This is a genomic window from Bacteroides xylanisolvens XB1A (assembly GCF_000210075.1).
Classification (GTDB): Bacteria; Bacteroidota; Bacteroidia; order Bacteroidales; family Bacteroidaceae; genus Bacteroides; species Bacteroides xylanisolvens.
Window position 1 is genome coordinate 5,127,383 of sequence record NC_021017.1, and the last position, 22,972, is coordinate 5,150,354.

A 22,972-nucleotide genomic window follows, 5' to 3' on the forward strand; every position below is an offset into this window, starting at 1 on the left:
TACGTGAGCAGAAACCGATGAAGAACCAGCGAACTGAGCGTCAGAGTGCATACGGCCCATATGTTTTGAATAAATGGTCGTGAATAAGTCACAAACCTTATATATTTAGTAATGCTGTTACTTCATTTTTTAGTTTTGGTAAATGATTAATAACCATACTCCAAAGTATATCTACGGATAGACTATCATAGCCATGTATGATATAATTCCTGGCATCTACTATTTTACGAGAATTGGTTATAGCTATATCTTTATCAATTTTTAGTATTCTATTCATAGCTTCACCAATAATTTCTATGTTTCTTTCAACGGCTCGTCTAAGGCATAGGTTACTATAGAAGTCATCATAAACTTTAGGAGCATTGCCGAAGAAACTTTCTACTTCTTCAATGGCAGTTAGAATATCTTGCAAGTGTTTCTTTATTAACTCATCCATAGATTAAAGTTTTAGTTGCATCCACATTCTTCTTCAAATATGGATTCTTAATAGTCTGTTCTTCCAGTAAATCTACTTTTCTACCAAACAAATTTTCTAAAGCATATTTGAAATCAAAGAAATTATCAAAGTAATCGCTTACTTCTGCCTTATTAAAATCGACAACTAAATCAACATCGCTGTTGTCATTAAAACGACTCGTAAGAACAGAACCAAAGACAAATAATTTATGTACCTTATGTTTTTTGCATAGGTCAATTATCTTTTGGATATTATTTTCAATCAGCTTCATAGGTGTATCTCCTTTCAATGCAAAGATAATTAATAACTCTTACTTTAACAAGGTATCATTAGGGATAGTTGTATTAATACTCTACTTTTTTTGCATTGGACTAATAAATACTTTCTTTTTTAGTTTAAAGTAGTATCTATATCCATCTTAGTAAAGTGAAATCAGTATTAGGTAGGAATACAAAACTAAACTATATTAGAAAGGTAGGAGAGAGGTAAATCAGCAGTTCAACCTACGAACATACTGAAAATAAAAATCCCCATAACCTTATCAGTTACAGGGATTTACTATATGGTAATTATTTGAATTACTTACTCAAGGCCTGAGCTACGTCAACAGCGCAAGCCACTGTACAACCTACCATAGGATTGTTACCAATTCCAAGGAATCCCATCATTTCTACGTGAGCAGGAACTGAGGATGAACCGGCGAACTGAGCGTCTGAGTGCATACGACCCATCGTATCTGTCATACCGTATGAAGCAGGACCGGCAGCCATGTTATCCGGGTGAAGAGTACGACCTGTACCACCACCTGAAGCTACAGAGAAATATGGTTTACCAGCGAGAACACGTTCTTTCTTGTAAGTACCTGCAACTGGATGTTGGAAACGAGTCGGGTTAGTAGAGTTACCTGTGATAGATACGTCTACACCTTCTTTCCACATGATAGCTACACCTTCGCGAACGTCGTCAGCACCATAACATTTTACTTTTGCACGAGGACCGTCAGAGTAAGCGATTTCGCGAACAACTTTCAGTTCACCAGTAAAGTAATCGAATTGAGTCTGAACGTATGTAAAGCCGTTGATACGAGAGATGATCTGAGCAGCGTCTTTTCCAAGACCGTTCAAGATACAACGCAACGGTTCTTTACGTACTTTGTCTGCTTTAGCAGCGATTTTGATAGCACCTTCAGCAGCAGCGAAAGATTCGTGACCTGCCAGGAAAGCGAAACATTTAGTTTCTTCACGCAGCAACATAGCAGCAAGGTTACCATGGCCGATACCAACTTTACGGTCGTCAGCTACAGAACCCGGGATGCAGAATGCTTGCAGACCGATACCGATAGCTTCAGCAGCTTCAGCAGCGTTTGTACAACCTTTTTTAATAGCAATGGCAGTACCTACAACATAAGCCCATTTTGCATTTTCAAAACAGATAGGCTGAGTTTCTTCACACGTTTTATAAGGATCAAGTCCATGAGCTTCACAGATAGCGTTAGCTTCTTCGATATCTTTGATGCCGTTAGCGTTCAAAGCAGCGATAATCTGTTTGATACGACGGTCTTGGCTTTCGAATTTTACTTCTCTAATCATTGTTTCTTTCCTCCTTATATTATTCGTGACGTGGATCAATAGATTTAACTGCTCCCTGTTCTGCTGTTACGCGTCCGTAAGTACCTGTAACTTTCTTCAAAGCTTCGTTAGCATCAGTACCTTTCTTGATTTCGTCCATGAACTTACCCATGTGTACGAATTCGTATCCGCAGATTTCGTCGTTCTTGTCCAAGAAGATTTGTTTGATATAACCTTCTGCCATTTCAAGGTAACGAGGACCTTTAGCCAAAGTACCATAAAGAGTACCTACCTGGCTACGAAGACCTTTACCCAAGTCTTCCAAACCTGCACCGATAATCAAACCACCTTCAGAGAAAGCTGATTGAGTACGTCCGTATACGATTTGCAAGAAAAGTTCGCGCATTGCAGTATTGATAGCGTCGCAAACAAGGTCAGTGTTCAATGCTTCAAGGATCGTTTTTCCCGGAAGAATTTCAGCAGCCATAGCAGCAGAGTGAGTCATACCGGAACATCCGATAGTTTCAACTAAAGCTTCCTGAATGATACCTTCTTTAACGTTCAGTGTCAGTTTACAAGCACCTTGTTGAGGAGCGCACCAACCGATACCGTGTGTCAAACCAGAAATATCAACGATTTCTTTAGATTTTACCCATTTGCCTTCTTCGGGTATGGGAGCCGGTCCGTGGTTAGGGCCCTTCTTTACAACACACATGTGTTCCACTTCGTGTGAATAAGTCATAATTAGCTCTTTTTTTAGTGATATAATTAAAAATACGTAGTCACGATTCTCTAAATCGCCCACAAAGGTAGTCGATTTATTTGTTTCTGCAAATCGCCTTTTATTACTTTTTTGTGAAAAGAGACAAATCTGTTTACGTTTTTTCGTCGTTTGTAAAGTCGGGATTGCATTTGTGAAAGATTGAGACCGCGAGAACTATCTATCCTGTGCTTTGTTGTTATTAGAAAAAGAAAATTTATGGAACTGAATCAGATAGATATACATTATTTAATAGCGGCAATTTGCGTTATTTCATCTGCGCTTGTGTTTTATACGATAGGTGTTTGGGGAGAACGTCTTCAAAGGAAATTAAAGTTTTGGCATATCATTTTCTTTCTTCTCGGGTTGCTGGCCGACACGGTGGGTACAAGCCTGATGGAGCATATTGCCGAACTGACTCATTTGCATGACGAAATGCATACGGTGATAGGGGCAATTGCTATTCTTCTGATGTTTGTACATGCGTTATGGGCGATATGGACCTATGTGAAGGGAACGCCTATAGAAAAGAGACATTTTAATCGTTTCAGCATTGTAGTTTGGTGCATTTGGCTTATACCTTATCTAATAGGAGTTTATTTGGGGATGCGATTACATGTATAATAAACAGCCTGAATAGAGCCGGCAATTCATAAATCACCTTACAATATTCTTGTCAGCTGACTCTAGCCGGCCATTCGGACAACTATCGTTGTCTGATTAGTCGACTAGAGTTGACTGGATAGCCGACTGGAGTCGTCTGTTATTAAACAGTTGCTTTTCATTCGGGATATATATGCTATTTGCCTGTTTCTATTAATATAGCAAGTATTGGTTCTCACTATGTGGTGAAACTGTGAAATACATATTCTGTGAAGGATGTGAATACCGTGTTTTATATGATTTGTTCACAGGAAGTGTCTGTAAATGAGATGATATGGATCGTGTGAAGAACGTGGAGGACGGATAATGGAGTTAAGATTGGCAAGATTATGGAGGGATTATTACTGGATGTAGAATAAAATTCGTAGCTTTGCTGCATCATTATATAAAGAAGATTATGATCGAAGTTGTAGAATCAGCCTTACAAAAGGCTGCGGGTGAAGGAATGGATGAATTTATCCAGGCGTTTACAGATAAATATAAAGAGGTAATCGGTGGTGAATTGACTGCGGAGACGATGCCTTTGTTGACGGGAGAACAACATTCTTTGCTGGCTTATCAGATTTTTCGTGATGAGATGATGGTTGGCGGGTTCTGTCAATTGATTCAGAATGGCTATGGTGGTTATATCTTTGATAATCCGTTTGCGAAAGTGATGCGTTTGTGGGGAGCGGAAGAGTTTTCGAAATTAGTTTATAAGGCTAAGAAAATCTTTGATGCCAACCGGAAAGATTTGGAAAAGGAACGGACGGATGATGAATTTATGGCTATGTACGAGCAATATGAAGCTTTTGATGAGTTGGAAGAAGCCTATTTAGAGATGGAAGAACAAGTCACAGCATTGATTGCAAGCTACGTAGATGATCATTTGGAACTTTTTGCAAAAATAATAAAGTAACTGATGCAGTATTTTTTAAGTACTTGCATTTATTAATTATGAATTAGAATTTATATCTTTGCAAAATCTAAAAAATATGTTTATGAAACAAGTGAAATTTTTCTTGGTGGCTTTGATGGCTGTGGTTATGGGTATGTCAGTTACTTCTTGTATGAATGGAGATGATAACCACAATGTTACAATGACTGTTCCTGTTAAGTATAATTTTGGATCATTTCTGATGGGGGATGCAACTACGAAGTTGGTTCCAACTACAGAATTGGGCTTTTTGGATGGAAATATGTATATAATTTCATGCCAATATGACCAATCACAGGTGACAGCAAATAGTACTAGTATACCAGTTACTTTGCTATCTACTCCGCTTTGTATTGACCCTAAAGGTAATGAAGGTTTGAATCCTCAAAAAACGGAACCTACTAATCCTCTTTATTCATTGGATAAGCAACAGTCAAGTTTGGTTTATTATGACAAAAATACAATCGTTTTGACAATGCCATATTGGGTGAAAGTTACAAACTCTAGTGTTGAAGATTCAGAAGTAAAGAAGCATTCATTTGTTCTTTCTTATGATCCTGAAGCAATGACTGCCTCTGACACTAAGTTAAAACTATATATTAGCCATGTTGTTGAGGATGCAGGTGAGACCGTAACTCGTTCTAATTTTACATATGCTTATAGGGCTTATTCAATTAGAGCTGCTCTTGCTGCATTTAAGGAGAAAACAGGCAAATTACCGAAATACCTGGAACTGACAGCTGAAATCAATAACTCAAAAGATGAATTGGTCGATAAGGATGGGAAGGAAACTTCGGTTGAACGTTCGGTTGAATATGATTACGCATTTACAGAATAACATTGAACTACAAAGAACTATTTAACATAGCAATGAAATTGATTTCCTCTCCGGCCAAGGCCTGGGAGGAAATTTCTATGGAAGAGGATAGGCGAAAAGTATTTATGGCTTTTGTCTATCCTATGATTGGTTTATGCGGTCTGTCCGTATTCATCGGTTCGTTATTGACGAATGGGTGGGGAGGTCCGCAAAGTTTCCAGATAGCTATGACCAATTGTTGCGCCGTAGCTGTAGCCCTGTTCGGTGGCTATTTTCTGGCAGCTTATGCCATCAATGAAATGGGAACAAGGATGTTTGGTCTGCATAGCAATATGCCGTTGACACAACAGTTTGCAGGATATGCATTGGTTGTGTCTTTCCTGCTTCAGATAGTAACCGGACTATTACCTGATTTTAGAATTATTGCTTGGTTGCTGCAGTTCTACATCGTCTATGTGGTATGGGAGGGAGTTCCTATACTGATGGGAGTAGAAGAAAAACAACGATTAAAATACACCCTTTTGTCGTCTGTATTGTTAATACTATGTCCGGCGGTGATACAGATCGTGTTTAATAGGCTGACGGCCATACTTAATTAATGAGTAAAGATGAAACAACCTCCTGTAAATATAAAGAATAAACGGGCTACGTTTGATTACGAGCTGATAGATACCTACACAGCAGGTATTGTATTGACCGGTACGGAAATAAAATCCATTCGTTTGGGAAAAGCCAGTCTGGTAGATACGTTTTGCTATTTTACGAAAGGCGAATTGTGGGTGAAGAATATGCACATCGCCGAATATTTCTATGGATCGTACAATAACCATACGGCACGTAGAGAGAGGAAGTTGTTGCTTAATAAAAAAGAATTGGAGAAACTTCAGCGGGAGATGAAAAATCCCGGCTTTACGATTGTCCCTGTACGCTTGTTTATCAATGAAAAAGGTTTGGCGAAACTGGTAGTCGCTTTGGCGAAAGGTAAGAAAGAATATGATAAACGAGAATCTATAAAGGAGAAAGACGACCGTAGAGATATGGCAAGAATGTTCAAGCGGTAAAGAAAATCGCTATAAGATAAACGCTGGACTGCGAAGAGTCTGGCAGAAGATGGCAGAGTAGGTAATTAGGTATTAATGTGATAGGGTAATGAAAAAGACAATTTCTCAAGTCGTATCCGAGCGCATCCTTATTCTGGATGGGGCAATGGGTACAATGATTCAACAATATAACCTCAAGGAAGAAGATTTTCGTGGTGAACGGTTTGCGCATATCCCCGGACAGTTGAAAGGGAATAACGACTTATTGTGTCTCACACGTCCCGACGTGATTCAGGATATTCATCGTAAATACCTGGAAGCAGGTGCGGATATCATCGAAACCAATACATTCAGTTCGACTACAGTTTCTATGGCTGATTATCACGTAGAAGAATACGTGCGTGAGATGAATCTGGCAGCCGTAAAACTAGCCCGTGATCTTGCCGACGAGTACACTGCAAAGAATCCCGATAAACCGCGTTTTGTAGCCGGCTCTGTAGGCCCAACCAATAAAACCTGCTCTATGAGCCCGGACGTGAACAATCCGGCTTATCGTGCTTTGAGTTACGACGAACTGGCTGCATCCTATCAGCAACAGATGGAAGCAATGCTTGAAGGTGGCGTAGACGCCATTCTGATCGAAACAATCTTTGATACCCTGAATGCTAAAGCTGCTATTTTTGCAGCCGAACAAGCAATGAAAGCAACAGGTGTCGAAGTGCCTGTCATGTTATCTGTAACGGTGTCTGATATTGGCGGACGAACATTGTCCGGCCAGACATTGGACGCATTTCTTGCTTCCGTGCAACATGCCAATATCTTTTCTGTCGGTTTAAACTGTTCTTTCGGAGCCCGCCAATTGAAACCATTCCTTGAACAACTGGCAGCTCGTGCACCTTATTATATTAGTGCTTATCCGAATGCCGGATTACCGAATAGCCTGGGTAAGTATGACCAGACACCTGCTGATATGGCTCACGAAGTGAGAGAATATATTGAAGAAGGACTAATCAATATCATTGGCGGCTGTTGTGGAACGACGGATGCCTATATTGCCGAATATCCCGCCCTCGTGAAAGGTGCTAAACCACACGTCCCTGCTCTTGCACCGGATTGTATGTGGCTTTCCGGGCTTGAACTATTGGAAGTCAAACCGGAAATTAATTTTGTAAATGTTGGCGAACGTTGCAACGTAGCCGGTTCTCGTAAGTTTCTCCGTCTGGTAAACGAAAAGAAATATGATGAAGCTCTCTCCATCGCCCGTCAACAAGTGGAAGATGGTGCCTTGGTGATTGACGTCAATATGGATGACGGACTGTTGGACGCAAAGACAGAGATGACTACTTTCCTGAATCTTATCATGTCCGAACCGGAAATAGCCCGTGTTCCGGTAATGATTGACTCTTCCAAATGGGAAGTGATTGAAGCCGGCCTGAAATGTCTGCAAGGAAAGTCAATCGTTAACTCCATTTCTCTGAAAGAAGGCGAGGACGTTTTCCTCGAACATGCCCGTATCATCCGCCAATATGGAGCGGCCGCCGTCGTAATGGCTTTTGATGAGAAAGGTCAGGCAGATACAGCCGCCCGTAAAATAGAAGTTTGCGAACGGGCTTACCGTCTTTTGGTAGATAAAGTAGGTTTTAATCCTCATGATATTATTTTTGACCCCAATGTACTTGCCGTAGCCACAGGGATCGAAGAACATAATAACTATGCCGTAGATTTCATTGAAGCTACCGCATGGATCAAAAAGAATCTTCCGGGTGCTCATATTAGCGGAGGAGTCAGTAACCTTTCTTTCTCTTTCCGTGGCAATAATTATATCCGTGAGGCGATGCACGCTGTATTCCTTTATCATGCCATTCAGCGAGGAATGGACATGGGGATTGTGAATCCGGGTACTTCCGTGTTATATAGTGATATCCCGACCGATGTATTGGAAAAGATAGAAGATGTCGTCTTGAATCGTCGTCCGGACGCAGCGGAACGTCTGATAGAATTGGCGGAATCGCTGAAAGCAACTATGAGCGGAACTGCCGGACAACCAGCTGCCAAACAAGATGCGTGGAGAGAAGAATCCGTTCAGGAACGCTTGAAATATGCCTTGATGAAAGGAATCGGAGATTTCCTTGAACAGGATTTGGCGGAAGCATTGCCGCTTTATGATAAAGCAGTCGATGTGATTGAAGGCCCGTTGATGGATGGAATGAATTATGTAGGCGAGTTGTTTGGTGCCGGTAAGATGTTCCTTCCCCAGGTTGTGAAGACTGCCCGTACGATGAAAAAAGCCGTAGCTATCCTGCAACCGATTATCGAATCGGAAAAAGTGGAAGGAAGCGCCGCGGCTGGAAAAGTGTTGCTGGCAACTGTAAAGGGCGATGTGCACGATATTGGAAAAAATATTGTAGCGGTGGTGATGGCTTGCAATGGTTATGATATTGTAGACTTGGGAGTGATGGTGCCGGCGGAAACCATTGTGCAGCGTGCCATTGAAGAAAAAGTGGATATGATCGGATTGAGTGGTCTGATTACTCCCTCTTTGGAAGAAATGGCGCATGTGGCTTTGGAACTCGAAAAAGCAGGACTGGATATTCCTCTTCTGATTGGTGGGGCCACTACATCGAAAATGCATACGGCATTGAAGATTGCTCCTGTCTATCACGCTCCGGTGGTACATCTGAAAGATGCTTCCCAGAATGCAAGTGTTGCTTCCAAATTATTGAATCCACAGCTGAAAGCCGAATTGGTGAACGAACTGAATAGCGAATATGAGGTGCTTCGTGAAAAAAGCGGTCTGCTGAAACGTGAAACGGTTTCATTGGAAGAGGCGCAGAAAAATAAGTTGAATCTGTTTTAAATAGTATCACAATGAAAAAGATTTTCTCTTTCTTATGTCTGATTGCAGCAATAGTTGTTGCTATGAGCGCATGTTCTTCTACCAAAGAAGAAAAAGGAACGTCCGAAACCGGAAATGCTGCTTTGGATAATATCTTCGCACGTAAAAGTGTGCGTACTTATCTGAATAAGGGAGTGGAGAAAGAGAAAATAGACTTGATGCTTCGTGCCGGAATGGCTGCCCCTTCGGGTAAAGATGTCCGTCCTTGGGAGTTTATAGTAGTATCCGACCGTGCCAAACTGGATTCAATGGCTGCTGCGCTTCCTTATGCAAAGATGTTAACCCAAGCCCGTAACGCTATCATTGTCTGCGGAGATTCTGTACGTTCGTCTTATTGGTATTTGGATTGTTCAGCAGCAGCGCAAAATATTCTGCTGGCTGCCGAAAGTCTGGGACTGGGGGCTGTATGGACGGCTGCCTATCCTTATGAAGACCGTATGCAGGTGGTACGCAAATATACCAATCTACCTGATAATATCCTTCCGCTTTGTGTCATTCCTTTCGGCTATCCGGCTACAAAAGAGAACCCGAAACAGAAATTTGACGAGAAAAAGATACATTATAATCAGTATTAGTAAGCAAAAGTTTTGTCTTTTCAATAATTTCCTTACATTTGCAACGCTAATTAAAATCTGATACGCAAATGTTTGGAATAGACGACCCTTTTATAATTCTGCCTTACCTTCTTTCAGTGGTATGTGTGATCTTTGCTGCCTGGTTTGGGCTGAAGTATTGGACTAAGGACGACGAAAAAGACGAAACTCGATGAATACATTTACACTCGGCTTGATTGTGATAGGATATCTCCTGTCACTTGCTTACCTCGGCTTTTTGGGATACAAGAAAACAACGAATACCAGTGACTATCTGGTAGGCGGACGTCAGATGAATCCTATTGTTATGGCACTTTCTTACGGTGCTACGTTTATCTCTGCATCTGCTATTGTAGGTTTTGGAGGAGTGGCGGCAGCTTTCGGAATGGGTATTCAGTGGCTCTGTTTCCTGAATATGTTTATTGGGGTTGTCATTGCTTTTATCTTTTTCGGTTTACGCACCCGGCGTATGGGTGCAAAACTGAATGTGAGCACTTTTCCTCAATTATTAGGGCGTCATTTTCGTTCCCGTAATATACAGGTATTTATTGCTGCTGTTATTTTTGTCGGAATGCCGCTTTATGCAGCAGTTGTGATGAAAGGTGGAGCTGTATTTATCGAACAGATCTTTCAGATTGATTTCAATATCTCTTTGTTGATATTTACATTGGTTATTGCTGCTTATGTTATTGCAGGCGGTATGAAAGGAGTCATGTATACAGATGCGTTGCAGGCAGTAATCATGTTCGGTTGCATGCTGTTTCTATTATTCTCTTTATACCAGGTGCTCGGTATGGGTTTTACCGAGGCGAATAAAGAGTTGACTGCTATTGCTCCGTTAGTCCCGGAAAAATTTAAAGCATTGGGACATCAGGGATGGACTGCAATGCCTGTTACAGGTTCACCGCAATGGTACTCACTTGTTACTTCCCTTATTTTAGGAGTAGGAATCGGATGTCTTGCGCAACCCCAGCTAGTGGTTCGTTTTATGACTGTGGAAAGTAGCAAACAATTAAACCGCGGTGTATTTATCGGTTGTTTCTTTTTGATTATAACAGTAGGAGCTATCTATCATGCCGGAGCTTTGAGTAACCTTTTCTTCCTGAAAACAGAAGGAGCGGTTGCTACCGAAGTAGTGCAGGACATCGATAAGATTATTCCATATTTTATTAATAAAGCGATGCCCGACTGGTTTGCCGCACTCTTTATGTTATGTATCCTTTCGGCCAGTATGTCTACACTAAGCTCGCAGTTCCATACAATGGGGGCTTCGGTAGGTTCTGATATCTATGGAACTTATAAACCCCGTTCGCGGAATAAACTGACCAACGTGATTCGTCTGGGAGTATTGTTCTCTATTCTGGTCAGCTACATTATTTGCTATATGTTGCCTCATGATATTATCGCCCGTGGAACTTCTATCTTTATGGGGATTTGTGCTGCAGCTTTCCTTCCAGCCTATTTCTGTGCTTTATATTGGAAGAAAGCTACTAAGCAGGGTGTCATGGCAAGTCTTTGGGTCGGAACAATCGGTAGCCTGTTTGCCCTTGTATTTCTTCATCAGAAAGAATCTGCAGCATTAGGTATCTGCAAAGCATTATTTGGACGGGATGTATTGATTACCACTTATCCTTTCCCTGTGATTGATCCGATATTATTTGCCTTACCATTATCTGTATTAGCCATCATCGTAATCAGCTTAGTAACCAAAAAATAAGTATTAAGTAAGTATCAAGTATTAAGTATTACGCCATACGGATAAGCACCTCAAAGGCCACGGTTAATACTTAATACTTGATACTTAATATTAATCATGCTTTTATTTTCTTCTTGTAGGATTCGTAGCGCGACATGATATCACGGACGAAATTGTAAGTCTCGATACCACGGAAATACCCGTTTTTGCAGACAGGGTCGGTAAAGTATTCTTCGTTGCTTTTGAGCAGGATGAAGTTTTCTACATTGTCTTTCCATACTAGTTTGTTCTTTCCGTATTTTTCGGCTAGCGCCATGGCATCGTATATATGTCCCAAGCCGGCATTATAAGATGCCAGAATGAAGTTAAGTCGTTCCTGTTTGTCGGGAATCATACTGAAACTGCGGTCGGCGGCGGCGATATATTTAATAGCCGCTTTCACACTTTCCTCCGGGTTCTGCTCCTTGCCGGGAGGTACTCCCATTGCCCGGGCGGTGGCAGGCATTAACTGCATCAGTCCTTTAGCGCCGGCCCAGGAAACAGCGGTGGTATCGAAATTAGATTCTGTATAGGCTAGTGACGCCAGCATACGCCAATCCCATCCGATATCTTTGGAATACTTTCTGAATAAATCATCATAATGAGAAATTTTCCCCTCTTTCAATGAAAGGATAGGAGAGTGGGGCATCATTTTACTATTCTCAAAATAACGTTTCATACTGGCTGTGTAGGCAGGAGAGGTCATATTTTCCTGATGCCATTTAGTAGCGGCGGCTGCCAGTTCGGGGCTGTCTTTTCGTACTGCCCACGAAGACCGTTGATCGAAACTGATAGATAGATCGATATTTAAATTAGGATAATAGGTCTTATTTAATTTTGCCAAGTCATTGTCGGCTACTGTATACGGGATTTTTCCTTGCGCCACTTGCGTTATCAAGTCCTCGATGGTAGTACTGTCATTGGTAACTTCATGAATCCGGATGCCGCCTCCTAATTCGCTGTTCAGATTGACGAGGCGGTCGTAATATTTCCCCGGCTTTACGTATATATCTTTTCCTACCAGTTCGGTTACGTCTTTTAATGGCTTCTGTTTTCCTCTTCCTTGCTGAACAATCACTTGATGGGTGATGACATCTTCACCACAATAAAGCAGACTGTCTTTCCACTCTTTGGTGATAGGCAGATTATAGGCAATCATATCTCCTTCGCCTGCCAGCAATTTTTGAATCATCTCGTCAACGCTTTTGGCAACTTCAATCCTAAGCTTTAGTCCCAGACTTTTGGCAAACTGCTCGCTAAGTTCATACTGGAATCCCATTTCCTGTCCCCGATAAATAAAATAGGAAGTAGAGCTATACAATGTCAATACAACGAGTTCGCCACTATCTTTTATTTGTGGAAGATCACGTGCGGATTCATCCGTTGTACTATGTTGTTTGTTCCGGCATCCGAACACACAACAGAACAATACGAGGAATAAAGGGATAATCAGTGTCTTGACATTCATACCTGACATTTTGCTTTTAACTCTCAACTCTCCATTCTCCACTCTCAACTCTTCAAGTGTTTCTTGATGTACATAGTCAGTATATCAATAGCTACCTTATTACTGCCGCCTTCCGGTACAATAAGGTCGGCATATCGTTTGCAAGGTTCGATAAATTGCAGGTGCATAGGCTTTAAAACCCGTGTATAACGTTCCATTACAGCTTCGGCAGTACGTCCGCGCTCAATAACATCTCTTTGGATAACACGTATCAGGCGTTCGTCGGGATCGGCATCTACAAAGATTTTAAGATCCATCATATTGCGCAGCTTTTTATCACACAAAGCAAGGATTCCCTCAATGATAACCACTTCGCGAGGTTCAATGTGGATTGTTTCGGACTGGCGCGTACAAGTGAGATAAGAATAAGTTGGCTGTTCGATACTTTTTCCCTCTTTCAGCATCATGATATGTTTGGAAAGCAAACTCCATTCAAAAGCATCGGGATGGTCAAAATTGATATTCTGGCGTTCTTCAACCGGGACATGGCTACTGTCTTTGTAGTATGAATCCTGTGGTAAGAGTACTACTTCTCCTGCGGGGAGGCTTTCTATTATTTTCCGTACGACGGTGGTCTTTCCGGAGCCCGTTCCGCCTGCTATTCCTATAATTAACATCTCTTTAAATGTATATTTGAACCAAATAGAGTATTTTTGCATTTCTATTAATGCAATGTATGCATTAACAAGACAAATATAGAAACAATTCATTAAAATAACAACGTAATGGTAAAACACATCGTATTATTTAAGTTAAAAGACGAAGTTCCTGCTGAAGAGAAACTGATAGTCATGACTAAATTCAAGGAAGCAATAGAAGCTCTTCCTGCTAAAATCTCTGTAATTCGCAAAGTGGAAGTCGGATTGAATATGAATCCCGGTGAAACATGGAACATAGCGCTTTACAGTGAGTTTGATACATTAGAAGATGTGAAATTCTATGCAACGCATCCCGACCACGTAGCTGCCGGCAAGATTCTGGCTGAAACGAAGGAAAGCCGTGCATGCGTAGACTATGAATTATAAATTAAAAAATAAAGATGAGAAAAATAATTTCTTTCCTGCTTTTAAGCTTTGTTGTATATGCATTGCAAGCGCAGATCAAGGATCCGGTAAAGTTTAAAACAGAGCTGACAACTCTCTCCGATACGGAGGCAGAAGTGGTGTTTACAGCTACCATTGATAAAGGTTGGCATGTTTATTCTACCGACCTGGGAGATGGCGGTCCTATTTCTGCAACATTTAATGTTGATAATAAATCAGGTGTCGAACTTGTCGGTAAACTGAAGCCTGTGGGCAAAGAAGTAGCTACTTTCGATAAATTGTTCGAAATGAAGGTACGTTATTTCGAGAATACAGCAAAGTTTGTACAGAAAGTGAAATTTACGGGTGGAGCTTACGCGATAGAAGGTTATCTGGAATACGGAGCTTGTGATGACGAGAGCTGCCTGCCCCCTACTCAAGTGCCATTCAAGTTTTCGGGAGTAGCGAAAGCCGGAAATGCTGCCGCAACGAAAACAGAACAACCGAAAGCAGAACAACCGGAACAAAAAGTAGTGGATAAGGCAGATAAGAAAGAAGGGGCAACTCCTGTTGCTTCGAAAGATTCATCTGCTATGATGGAATTGGTTCCTGCAACTACAACGGAGGCTATTACGGATATTCAGCCGGCTGTTACCTCCAGTGAACTTTGGAAACCCGTTATCAGTGATCTGCAAGCATTAGGCGAAGAGCACGGTCAGGAGGATATGTCTTGGATATATATATTCATTACAGGTTTTCTTGGAGGATTATTGGCCTTGTTCACTCCTTGTGTATGGCCGATTATTCCGATGACAGTCAGCTTTTTTCTGAAGCGTAGTAAAGATAAAAAGAAAGGAATTCGTGATGCGTGGACGTATGGGGCATCTATCGTAGTGATTTATGTGGCATTAGGTTTGGCTATTACGTTAATTTTCGGTGCCAGTGCATTAAACGCTTTATCTACCAATGCTATTTTCAATATTCTCTTCTTCCTGATGCTGGTGATTTTTGCGGCTTCATTCTTTGGAGCGTTTGAAATCAGACTACCCTCGAAATGGGGAAACGCAGTAGATAGCAAAGCGGAATCTACGACCGGATTACTAAGTATTTTCCTGATGGCTTTTACGCTTTCATTGGTATCTTTCTCTTGTACAGGTCCGATTATCGGATTTCTGCTGGTACAGGTATCTACCACAGGAAGTGTGGTTGCTCCGGCAATCGGTATGTTGGGATTTGCCATTGCTTTGGCATTGCCGTTTACACTTTTTGCCCTGTTCCCGTCTTGGCTGAAATCTATGCCGAAGTCCGGTGGATGGATGAATGTAATCAAAGTAACGCTGGGTTTCCTCGAATTGGCGTTTGCGCTTAAATTCTTGTCGGTAGCTGACTTGGCTTATGGTTGGAGACTGCTTGACCGTGAAACATTCCTGGCTCTGTGGATTGTAATCTTTGCTTTGCTTGGATTCTATCTGTTGGGTAAGATCAAATTTCCGCATGATGACGATGATAATAAGGTGGGAGTCACCCGCTTCTTTATGGCATTAATCTCTTTAGCGTTTGCCGTATATATGGTTCCTGGTTTGTGGGGAGCACCATTGAAGGCTGTATCTGCATTTGCTCCGCCTATGCAGACGCAAGACTTCAATTTGTATAAGAACGAGGTACATGCGAAATTCGATGATTATGATTTAGGCATGGAATATGCCCGTCTGAACGGAAAACCCGTTATGCTCGACTTTACCGGATATGGTTGCGTAAACTGTCGTAAGATGGAAGCAGCGGTGTGGACTGATCCGAAAGTGAGTGATTTGATTAATAACGATTATGTACTGATTACTCTCTACGTGGATAATAAGACTCCGTTGACCGAGCCCGTAAAGATAATCGAGAACGGTACAGAACGTACTTTGCGTACTGTCGGCGATAAATGGAGTTATCTGCAACGTGTGAAATTCGGAGCCAACGCCCAGCCTTTCTATGTATTGTTGGACAATCAGGGCAAACCGTTGAATAAGTCGTATGCTTATAACGAAGATATTCCTAAGTATATCGAATTCTTGCAGACCGGATTGGAGAATTATAAGAAAGGGAAAAATTAAAAATCTTCGATAAGGCACTGTCTTGAATGATAAATGAAATAAAAGCGGTCTCATCTTTTCGGTGAGATCGCTTTTATTTTTTTATTTCAGAAAAAATACATACGTTTGTAACATCATAACAATACCTTTGTGCCCAAAAATAAAGAAAATATGTACGCAACAGACACTCTTGTAAATGAACGGGAATTGGTTCTCCGTCTGATAGACGGAGATGAAGAGGCCTTTTGCGAACTTTATGCCGCTTACAAGAATCGTTTGCTCTACTTCGCCCTGAAGTTCGTCAAGTCGCGTGAATTTGCTGAAGATATTTTTCAGGATGCATTTACGGTAGTCTGGCAAACTCGTCGTTTCATCAATCCCGAAGCCTCTTTTTCTTCCTACCTTTATACCATCGTACGTAATCGTATTCTGAATCAGTTGCGTGACATGGCTAATGAAGATCAGCTGAAAGAACAGATTCTTTCTCAAGCGATCGATTCAACTAACGAAACCAATAACCATATTTTGCTCAATGATTTGAAAGAGATTGTTGCCCGTGCATTGGAACAATTGACACCCCGCCAACGGGAAGTGTTCAAAATGAGCCGTGAGTTACAGATGTCTCATAAAGAAATAGCCGAAGCGTTGGGTGTCTCTGTTCATACGGTGCAGGAACATATTTCTGTTTCTCTGAAAGTGATTCGTTCTTATCTGACTAAATATTCAAGTACATCAGCTGATATACTTTTGATTCTATTTTGTTTAAACTTATAATAAATGTTAATCACACCCTAGCTCTTTCTTACTTTTGTGTATTACTTATACAAAGGGAAGGAAATTAATATCCTTATTTTGAATGTATGATGAAAGATACTAAAACAGAAAAAGATAAATTGCATCGTTACCTGGATGACCTTTATACCCGGGAAGAGGCTTCGCAACTTTTGCAAAGCATAAAAGAGGCAGAAAACCAAGATTTATTGGATGAACTGGCAGCAGAGGTTTGGGAAGAATCCGGGAACTTGCAACCTGCTACTGATTTGGAACGGGAAAAATATAAGAGAGAGGCACGTCAGTTATTGAAACGTATTGAACACAAAAAACGTACCTGGTTCCGTCGGGCATCTGTGGTGGCGGTTAGTACGGCGGCTGTCATAGCCATTATAATAGGGAGTGTCAACTTTTTCCGGTATATGAATGAGCAGCAGGTCACGCTTGCCGAAGTCACTACTTCTTTTGGTGAAAAAAGGCAAGTGACTTTGCCGGATGGAACTCTTTTGGTATTGAATTCTTGTTCTCAAGTGCGTTATCCGGAACGTTTTGTGGGAGATAGCCGTGAAATAGAACTTGAAGGTGAGGGATATTTCCGTGTTGCCCGTAATGAAAAGATGCCATTTATTGTAAAGACGAAGCGGCTGGATGTTCGGGTATTGGGTACTCGTTTTGATGTCAAGTCCTATTCAACGGATGAGATTGTATCTGTGAGTGTGGAGAGTGGTAAAGTACAGGTTGATTTACCGGAAGCGATGATGAGGCTGACTGCCAAAGAGCAAGTGCTTATCAATACGGTTTCCGGTGAATATAGCAAGAAAACAGAAGACAGGGGAGTGGCTGTCTGGATGAAAGGAGGTTTACGTTTCTACAGTACACCGATTCGGGATGTGGCAAAAGAACTGGAGCGTGTATATAATTGCCGGATTACTTTTGCTCCCGGTCAGGATTTCAACAACTTGATTACCGGTGAGCACGATAATAAGAGTCTGGAGGCCGTACTTAAATCCATCGAATTTATCAGTGGTGATATCAAATATAAGAAAGAAGGTATTAATGTCCTTCTTTATAAAGAATGAGATGAAGAAAAGATAATGTTCAACCTTTAAAAGAATAATAGATGAAAACAGCCCCTTCATGAACCTCCCTAAAATGATAGAAGCACTCCAAAGGAATGCCCCTATCCGCAATCCGGACGGATATTCATAAGCTTCGACCCAAATGAATAACGTATCGCGCATTGCTCGTTTTTAATAACTTTAGTCAATTACTAAAACGCACAAATTTATGAATAATCTTCTTATTTGTAAAGGGATAAGTAAAAATAGCTGTTCGTTTTTAGCTTTTTTACTATTCACCTTCATTTTAATTGTTCCGGCTGCTGCTCAAACACTGAAAGAGCACGATATAACGCTTCGCGTGCAAAATGAGCCGGTAGAAAGTGTTTTCAATAAAATCAGCAAACAGACTAATTTTAAATTTCTCTATGACCAGGAGACAGTGAACAAAGCTCCGAGAGTTTCTTTCGACATTAAAAATGCTTCATTAAAACAGATTCTGGGCGAGATAACCACCCAGGCCAAACTTTATTTCAATAGGACCGATCATACAATTGCTGTCAGCAAACAGCCGCTTAAAAAGGAAGAAACAGCTCAACGCACACGCACTATCCAGGGAATTGTTGCAGATGATAAAGGAGAACCGGTGATTGGTGCCAGTGTTCAGATTAAAGGAGAAGGCAGTGGTACCATTACCGATATCGACGGACGTTATTCAATCATGAATGTACCGGAATCTGCCACACTGACTATTTCTTATATCGGCTATAAAACTGTGAATATCTCTGCAAAAGATAAGAATACGGCAAAAATCACGTTGGTGGAAGATAGTAAGATGATCGATGAAGTAGTCGTGGTAGGCTATGGTGTTCAGAGAAAAAGAGATGTTTCTACTTCTATTTCTTCCGTGAAAGCCGAACAAATAGCAGAAGTTTCCGCTTCCGATTTTCGTCAGGCGTTGGCGGGAAAAATGCCGGGAGTACAGGTTACGCAACCTAGTGGTGATCCGGAAGGAAGCGTAAGTATCCGTGTTCGTGGTATCAGCACAGTGAATGCAGGTAGTGATCCTCTCTATATTATCGACGGTGTACCGGTGGAACGTGGATTTGCCAATCTGAATAATAATGATGTTGAATCTGTAGAAGTTTTGAAAGATGCTTCTTCGGCAGCTATTTATGGTAGTCGTGGATCGAATGGTGTAATTATTATCACAACCAAACAGGGGCAGTCGGAGAAAATGAAAGTGCAGTATGATGGATATTATGGTATCCAGAGTGTTTCGAAGAAACTTTCAATGATGAATGCATATCAGTTTGCCGAATTTGCAAAAGATGGGCATGACAACGCCTATCTGGATGCCAATCCCGGTGGATCACCGGACGATCCGAATGGAATGCGTCCCAACTCATGGGAACGTATCCCCACTGAACTCTTTCCTTATCTGAATGGTGACAAAGGACTGACCGATACGGACTGGCAAGACGCTATATTCCGTACTGCTGCTACTACCAGCCACAATGTATCTATTTCCGGCAGAGGAAAAACAGTCGGTTATTTTATTTCAGCCAACTATTATGATAAAGAAGGTATTATCATTAATTCCGATTTTAAGAAATATAGTATGCGTATGAATTTGGACGGGAAATATAAAAGGCTGAAATTCGGTCTGAATTTTTCTCCTTCTTATTCTACTTCCAACCGGGTAGATGCTTCCGGGTCTAACGGTATTGTGCAATCAGCCTTGATGATGCCTCCGGTATGGCCGGTGTATAATGCGGATGGAAGCTATAACTATCAGGGAAACGGATATTGGAGAATTGGAAATGACTATCAGCACAATGCCGTATTAAACCCGGTAGCCATGGCAAACCTCCAATCGGATGTTGTAGATCGTATGGCTATTGTGGGAAAAGTCTTTGCGGAATTGGAGTTATATAAAGGGCTTACCTATAACATTTCTTTTGGTGGTGATTATTACGGTTCACATAACGATCAATACCGTTCATCGGAGCTTCCGTTATTAGGACAGAAATATTATGATGTGAAGTCGAATCCTACTGCATACAGTTCATCCGGTTTTTATTTCAACTGGTTGGTTGAGAATAAAATCAATTATAATACGACCATCAAGGATGTTCATTCTATCAATGTCGTTTTAGTGCAATCGGCTCAAAAAGAAACATATAAAGGTGATAATGTGACGGCTACCGATTTCCCGAATGACTACATACAAACGATTTCCGGAGGTACGGTGACGAAAGGTGCATCTGATAAAACACAGTGGACAATTGCTTCTTATCTGGCACGTGTACAGTATAGCTATAAAGGTAAGTATATGGCTTCAGCAGCCATTCGTGCAGACGGTTCTTCCCGTTTTGGAAAAAACAACCGTTGGGGATATTTTCCTTCTGCTTCTTTTGCATGGAGAATAAGTGGAGAAGACTTTTTCACGAAAGCAAAATTCCTGTCATTTGTTGATGACTTGAAACTTAGAGCCAGTTATGGGGTTACCGGTAATTTCCAGATTGGTAATTATGACCACCTGTCTCTGATGGCTTCCGATAATTATATACTCGGTACAGGCAATGGGCAGTTGGTGAATGGATATAAACCTAGTACCATAAAGAATGAGGATTTGAGTTGGGAAAAGAATGCGATGGTGAATGTGGGTCTTGATTTACAAATGTTCAAAGGATTGCTGGGACTGACTGTGGATTATTATAATACCAACACTTCTAATATGTTGTTGAACGTACCTGTTCCTCATCTGACCGGATATAGCACTGCATTGATGAATATCGGTAAAGTAAACAACAGGGGATGGGAAATAGCATTGACCTCGCAGAAGAATATAACGAAAGATTTCGGTTATTCATTCAATGCCAATTATGCTACGAATACAAACGAAGTAAAGGCACTCGGTCCGGGTAATGCTCCTATCATATCTACCGGTAGCGTAGATCATGCGTATTACATAACGAAAGTTGGTGAACCTATCGGCTGTTATTATCTGTTGGTGCAGGATGGTATTTTCTCCAATGAAGAAGAATTAAAGAAATATCCTCATTTCAGCAATACCAAGCCCGGAGATTTCCGGTTTGTGGATGTAGATGGAGACGGTGTGATGGACTTGGATAAAGACCGTACGATAGTAGGTAACTATATGCCTGATTTTACCTATGGATTCGGGGGAAAAGTGTGGTTTAAGGGATTTGATCTAGATTTCAATTTCCAGGGAGTGTATGGTAATGAGATTCTGAACTTGAATCGCCGTTACATTGATAATCTGGAAGGCAATACCAATGGCACTACCATCGCCTTGAATCGTTGGAAGAGTCCGGAAGATCCGGGAAACGGTCAGGTGAATCGTGCCAATCGTAAATCAAAAGGTTATAATGGACGTACGTCAACCTGGCATTTGGAAGATGGCTCTTATCTGCGGTTGCAGAATGTGACACTGGGATATACTCTGCCGAAGAATCTGACCCAGCGCTTTTTTGTAGAAAAGTTGAGAGTATACGTTTCCGGACAAAATCTCTGGACTTCAACTAATTATAGCGGATACAATCCGGAAGTGAATGCCCGGCCGTCTAATTCTCTTTCACCGGGTGAGGACTATGGTACTTATCCATTGGCTAAAACATTCTTATTCGGATTGAATATAACTCTTTAATCATCCTTTAAAATACACGTTGTATGAAAAAATATAAACTAATACTATTCTTGTCAACTGCTTTTCTATCAGTTGCCTGTACAGATAGTTTCTTCGATTTGGAACCAAGTAGCAGTGTGCCTACCGATAAGGTATATAAGACAGCAGACGATTTTAATGTAGCTGTGATGGGATGTTACTCTAAATTGCAGACACAGGTTTCCTATTTTACGGAGTGTTGCGAATATCGGAGTGATAATTTGACATTGAGCGCACCTACTGCCGGAACGCAGGACCGTTATGATATCGATCAGTTTGCAGATAAAGCTTCTAATGGAATCCTGGAAAATGCTTGGGCGAATTTTAATAATGGAGTGTATCGTTGTAATCTTATATTAGATAGGATTGATGAAGCCAACTTTGACGCTACTCTGAAAAAACAATATAAAGGAGAAGCCCTTTTCATTCGTGCACTTACTTATTTTAATATGTACCGTCTGTGGGGAGGAATACCGATGACTAATAAGGTGGTAACAGTGGCCGAAGCTCTGAAAATCGGACGTAGTTCAGACCAGCAGGTTTATGATTTCCTTGTCGGTGATTTGAATCAGGTTATTAATGAAAGTATGTTGCCGTCTTCTTATGCAAGTGCCGATATGGGACGAGTGACTTCCGGTGCTGCAATGGCACTGCTCGGCAAGATTTACCTCACTTTCCATAAATGGACGGAAGCTCGAAATGTGTTATCTCAATTGATAGGTAAGTATTCTCTGATGACTACTCCGGACCGGGTTTTTGATGTAAATAATAAAATGAATGATGAGATCATTTTTGCTGTTCGCTTTAATAAGGATGTGGAAGGAGAAGGGCATGGATACTGGTTCTCTATTATTAACCTGACCGACGATACCAATCAGACAAAAGCGCTGAAAGAATGTTATAAAGACGGGGATAAGCGGAAAGATTTGATTACTTATGTAAAGGTGGAAGATAAGGTCTGTGTCATGAATAAATTTAAAGATATCAAGAGTGCGACTTATAACACTGTTGGTAATGACCAGATTATTCTCCGTTATGCCGATGTATTGTTGATGTACGCAGAAGCTTTGAATGAAATAAGCTATAGTAATTTGCAGAATTCAGAAGCCTTGGTTGCTTTGAATGCCGTACATACCCGTGCCGGATTGTCTCCGATTTTGATTACAGAGTTACCCGACCAGGATAGTTTCCGTAATGCGATTATGCTGGAACGTCAACAGGAATTTCCTTATGAGGGACAGCGTTGGTTCGATTTGGTACGTATGGGAGGTGCTAAGGAAGCCATGAAAGCGGAAGGACATATTATTCAGGATTACCAATTCCTGTATCCTATTCCCAAAACGGAATTGGAAAGAATAAACAACACAGAATTGTTGTGGCAGAATACGGGATATTAATAG

Annotated in this window: 22 protein-coding genes; 15 read left to right on the forward strand and 7 right to left on the reverse strand. The window is 41.2% G+C overall.

Annotated features, from left to right (window positions below):
• The 5 genes from BXY_RS23910 to BXY_RS20050 all read right to left on the reverse strand — a co-directional run.
• Nucleotides 1-60, reverse strand: a 60-nt coding sequence (locus BXY_RS23910; protein ID WP_208946928.1) for a GGGtGRT protein, incomplete at its 3' end; no start/stop codon positions are given.
• 37 nt (nucleotides 61-97) lie between these two features.
• Entirely contained in the window at nucleotides 98-436 is a 339-nt protein-coding gene (locus BXY_RS20035) for a HepT-like ribonuclease domain-containing protein (RefSeq protein ID WP_009040918.1), read from the reverse strand.
• A complete protein-coding gene (locus BXY_RS20040; protein WP_008021707.1) occupies nucleotides 429-728 on the reverse strand; it encodes a nucleotidyltransferase family protein in 300 nt (99 codons plus the stop codon). Before BXY_RS20040 ends, BXY_RS20035 begins: the two co-directional genes overlap by 8 nt.
• 307 nt (nucleotides 729-1,035) lie before the next feature.
• A complete protein-coding gene (locus BXY_RS20045; protein WP_004315991.1) occupies nucleotides 1,036-2,046 on the reverse strand; it encodes a GGGtGRT protein in 1,011 nt (336 codons plus the stop codon).
• Between the two features lie 19 nt (nucleotides 2,047-2,065).
• A complete protein-coding gene (locus BXY_RS20050; protein WP_007759112.1) occupies nucleotides 2,066-2,767 on the reverse strand; it encodes an iron-sulfur cluster assembly scaffold protein in 702 nt (233 codons plus the stop codon).
• A gap of 237 nt (nucleotides 2,768-3,004) precedes the next feature.
• On the opposite strand from BXY_RS20050, the gene BXY_RS20055 reads away from it, so the two are divergent.
• The 9 genes from BXY_RS20055 (at nucleotide 3,005) to BXY_RS20090 (ending at nucleotide 11,427) form a co-directional block, all read left to right on the forward strand.
• Nucleotides 3,005-3,409 (forward strand): HsmA family protein, encoded by a 405-nt coding sequence (locus BXY_RS20055; protein WP_008021711.1) that lies wholly within the window; start codon nucleotides 3,005-3,007, stop codon nucleotides 3,407-3,409.
• 436 nt (nucleotides 3,410-3,845) lie between these two features.
• Nucleotides 3,846-4,346: a DMP19 family protein gene (locus tag BXY_RS20060; RefSeq protein WP_008021714.1), complete on the forward strand. Its 501-nt coding sequence runs from the start codon at nucleotides 3,846-3,848 to the stop codon at nucleotides 4,344-4,346.
• An 82-nt stretch (nucleotides 4,347-4,428) separates the two neighbouring features.
• Entirely contained in the window at nucleotides 4,429-5,202 is a 774-nt protein-coding gene (locus tag BXY_RS20065; protein WP_117809150.1) for a hypothetical protein, read from the forward strand.
• Between the two features lie 32 nt (nucleotides 5,203-5,234).
• Nucleotides 5,235-5,780 (forward strand): Yip1 family protein, encoded by a 546-nt coding sequence (locus BXY_RS20070; protein WP_008021718.1) that lies wholly within the window; start codon nucleotides 5,235-5,237, stop codon nucleotides 5,778-5,780.
• 9 nt (nucleotides 5,781-5,789) lie between these two features.
• The gene (gene smpB / locus BXY_RS20075) at nucleotides 5,790-6,242 is read left to right on the forward strand and encodes an SsrA-binding protein (protein WP_008643258.1); all 453 of its coding nucleotides are present in this window, start codon (nucleotides 5,790-5,792) and stop codon (nucleotides 6,240-6,242) included.
• An 88-nt stretch (nucleotides 6,243-6,330) separates the two neighbouring features.
• Nucleotides 6,331-9,078: a methionine synthase gene (gene metH, locus BXY_RS20080; protein WP_015532797.1), complete on the forward strand. Its 2,748-nt coding sequence runs from the start codon at nucleotides 6,331-6,333 to the stop codon at nucleotides 9,076-9,078.
• Nucleotides 9,079-9,089: 11 nt separating this feature from the next.
• The gene (locus BXY_RS20085; protein ID WP_004315984.1) at nucleotides 9,090-9,692 is read left to right on the forward strand and encodes a nitroreductase family protein; all 603 of its coding nucleotides are present in this window, start codon (nucleotides 9,090-9,092) and stop codon (nucleotides 9,690-9,692) included.
• A 68-nt stretch (nucleotides 9,693-9,760) separates the two neighbouring features.
• Nucleotides 9,761-9,886: a symporter small accessory protein gene (locus BXY_RS23915; protein ID WP_015532798.1), complete on the forward strand. Its 126-nt coding sequence runs from the start codon at nucleotides 9,761-9,763 to the stop codon at nucleotides 9,884-9,886.
• On the forward strand, nucleotides 9,883-11,427 hold the full coding sequence (locus BXY_RS20090; RefSeq protein ID WP_015532799.1) for a sodium:solute symporter family protein: 1,545 nt from the start codon (nucleotides 9,883-9,885) through the stop codon (nucleotides 11,425-11,427). Before BXY_RS23915 ends, BXY_RS20090 begins: the two co-directional genes overlap by 4 nt.
• Before the next feature lie 94 nt (nucleotides 11,428-11,521).
• Here the strand turns inward: BXY_RS20090 and BXY_RS20095 are convergent, their stop codons facing one another.
• Both BXY_RS20095 and udk read right to left on the reverse strand, forming a co-directional pair.
• Nucleotides 11,522-12,913 carry an MltF family protein gene (locus tag BXY_RS20095; RefSeq protein WP_208946929.1) on the reverse strand — a complete coding sequence of 464 codons (1,392 nt, stop codon included), beginning with the start codon at nucleotides 12,911-12,913 and terminating at the stop codon, nucleotides 11,522-11,524.
• A 44-nt stretch (nucleotides 12,914-12,957) separates the two neighbouring features.
• Complete coding sequence (udk, locus tag BXY_RS20100; protein ID WP_049703399.1) at nucleotides 12,958-13,569, reverse strand: uridine kinase; 612 nt, start codon at nucleotides 13,567-13,569, stop codon at nucleotides 12,958-12,960.
• Nucleotides 13,570-13,677: 108 nt separating this feature from the next.
• Between udk and BXY_RS20105 the strand changes: the two genes are divergently transcribed.
• From BXY_RS20105 to BXY_RS20130, 6 genes are all read left to right on the forward strand, one after another.
• Nucleotides 13,678-13,977, forward strand: a complete 300-nt coding sequence (locus BXY_RS20105) for a Dabb family protein (RefSeq protein WP_015532802.1) — start codon at nucleotides 13,678-13,680, stop codon at nucleotides 13,975-13,977.
• 14 nt (nucleotides 13,978-13,991) lie between these two features.
• Nucleotides 13,992-16,073 (forward strand): protein-disulfide reductase DsbD family protein, encoded by a 2,082-nt coding sequence (locus BXY_RS20110; protein ID WP_015532803.1) that lies wholly within the window; start codon nucleotides 13,992-13,994, stop codon nucleotides 16,071-16,073.
• 150 nt (nucleotides 16,074-16,223) lie between these two features.
• Nucleotides 16,224-16,826: an RNA polymerase sigma-70 factor gene (locus BXY_RS20115; protein WP_009040891.1), complete on the forward strand. Its 603-nt coding sequence runs from the start codon at nucleotides 16,224-16,226 to the stop codon at nucleotides 16,824-16,826.
• An 86-nt stretch (nucleotides 16,827-16,912) separates the two neighbouring features.
• Entirely contained in the window at nucleotides 16,913-17,902 is a 990-nt protein-coding gene (locus tag BXY_RS20120) for a FecR family protein (protein ID WP_015532804.1), read from the forward strand.
• Between the two features lie 208 nt (nucleotides 17,903-18,110).
• Nucleotides 18,111-21,554, forward strand: coding sequence for a TonB-dependent receptor (locus BXY_RS20125; RefSeq protein ID WP_015532805.1), 3,444 nt, complete (start codon nucleotides 18,111-18,113; stop codon nucleotides 21,552-21,554).
• 23 nt (nucleotides 21,555-21,577) lie between these two features.
• Nucleotides 21,578-22,969, forward strand: coding sequence for a RagB/SusD family nutrient uptake outer membrane protein (locus BXY_RS20130; RefSeq protein ID WP_015532806.1), 1,392 nt, complete (start codon nucleotides 21,578-21,580; stop codon nucleotides 22,967-22,969).
• Nucleotides 22,970-22,972 lie beyond the last annotated feature (3 nt).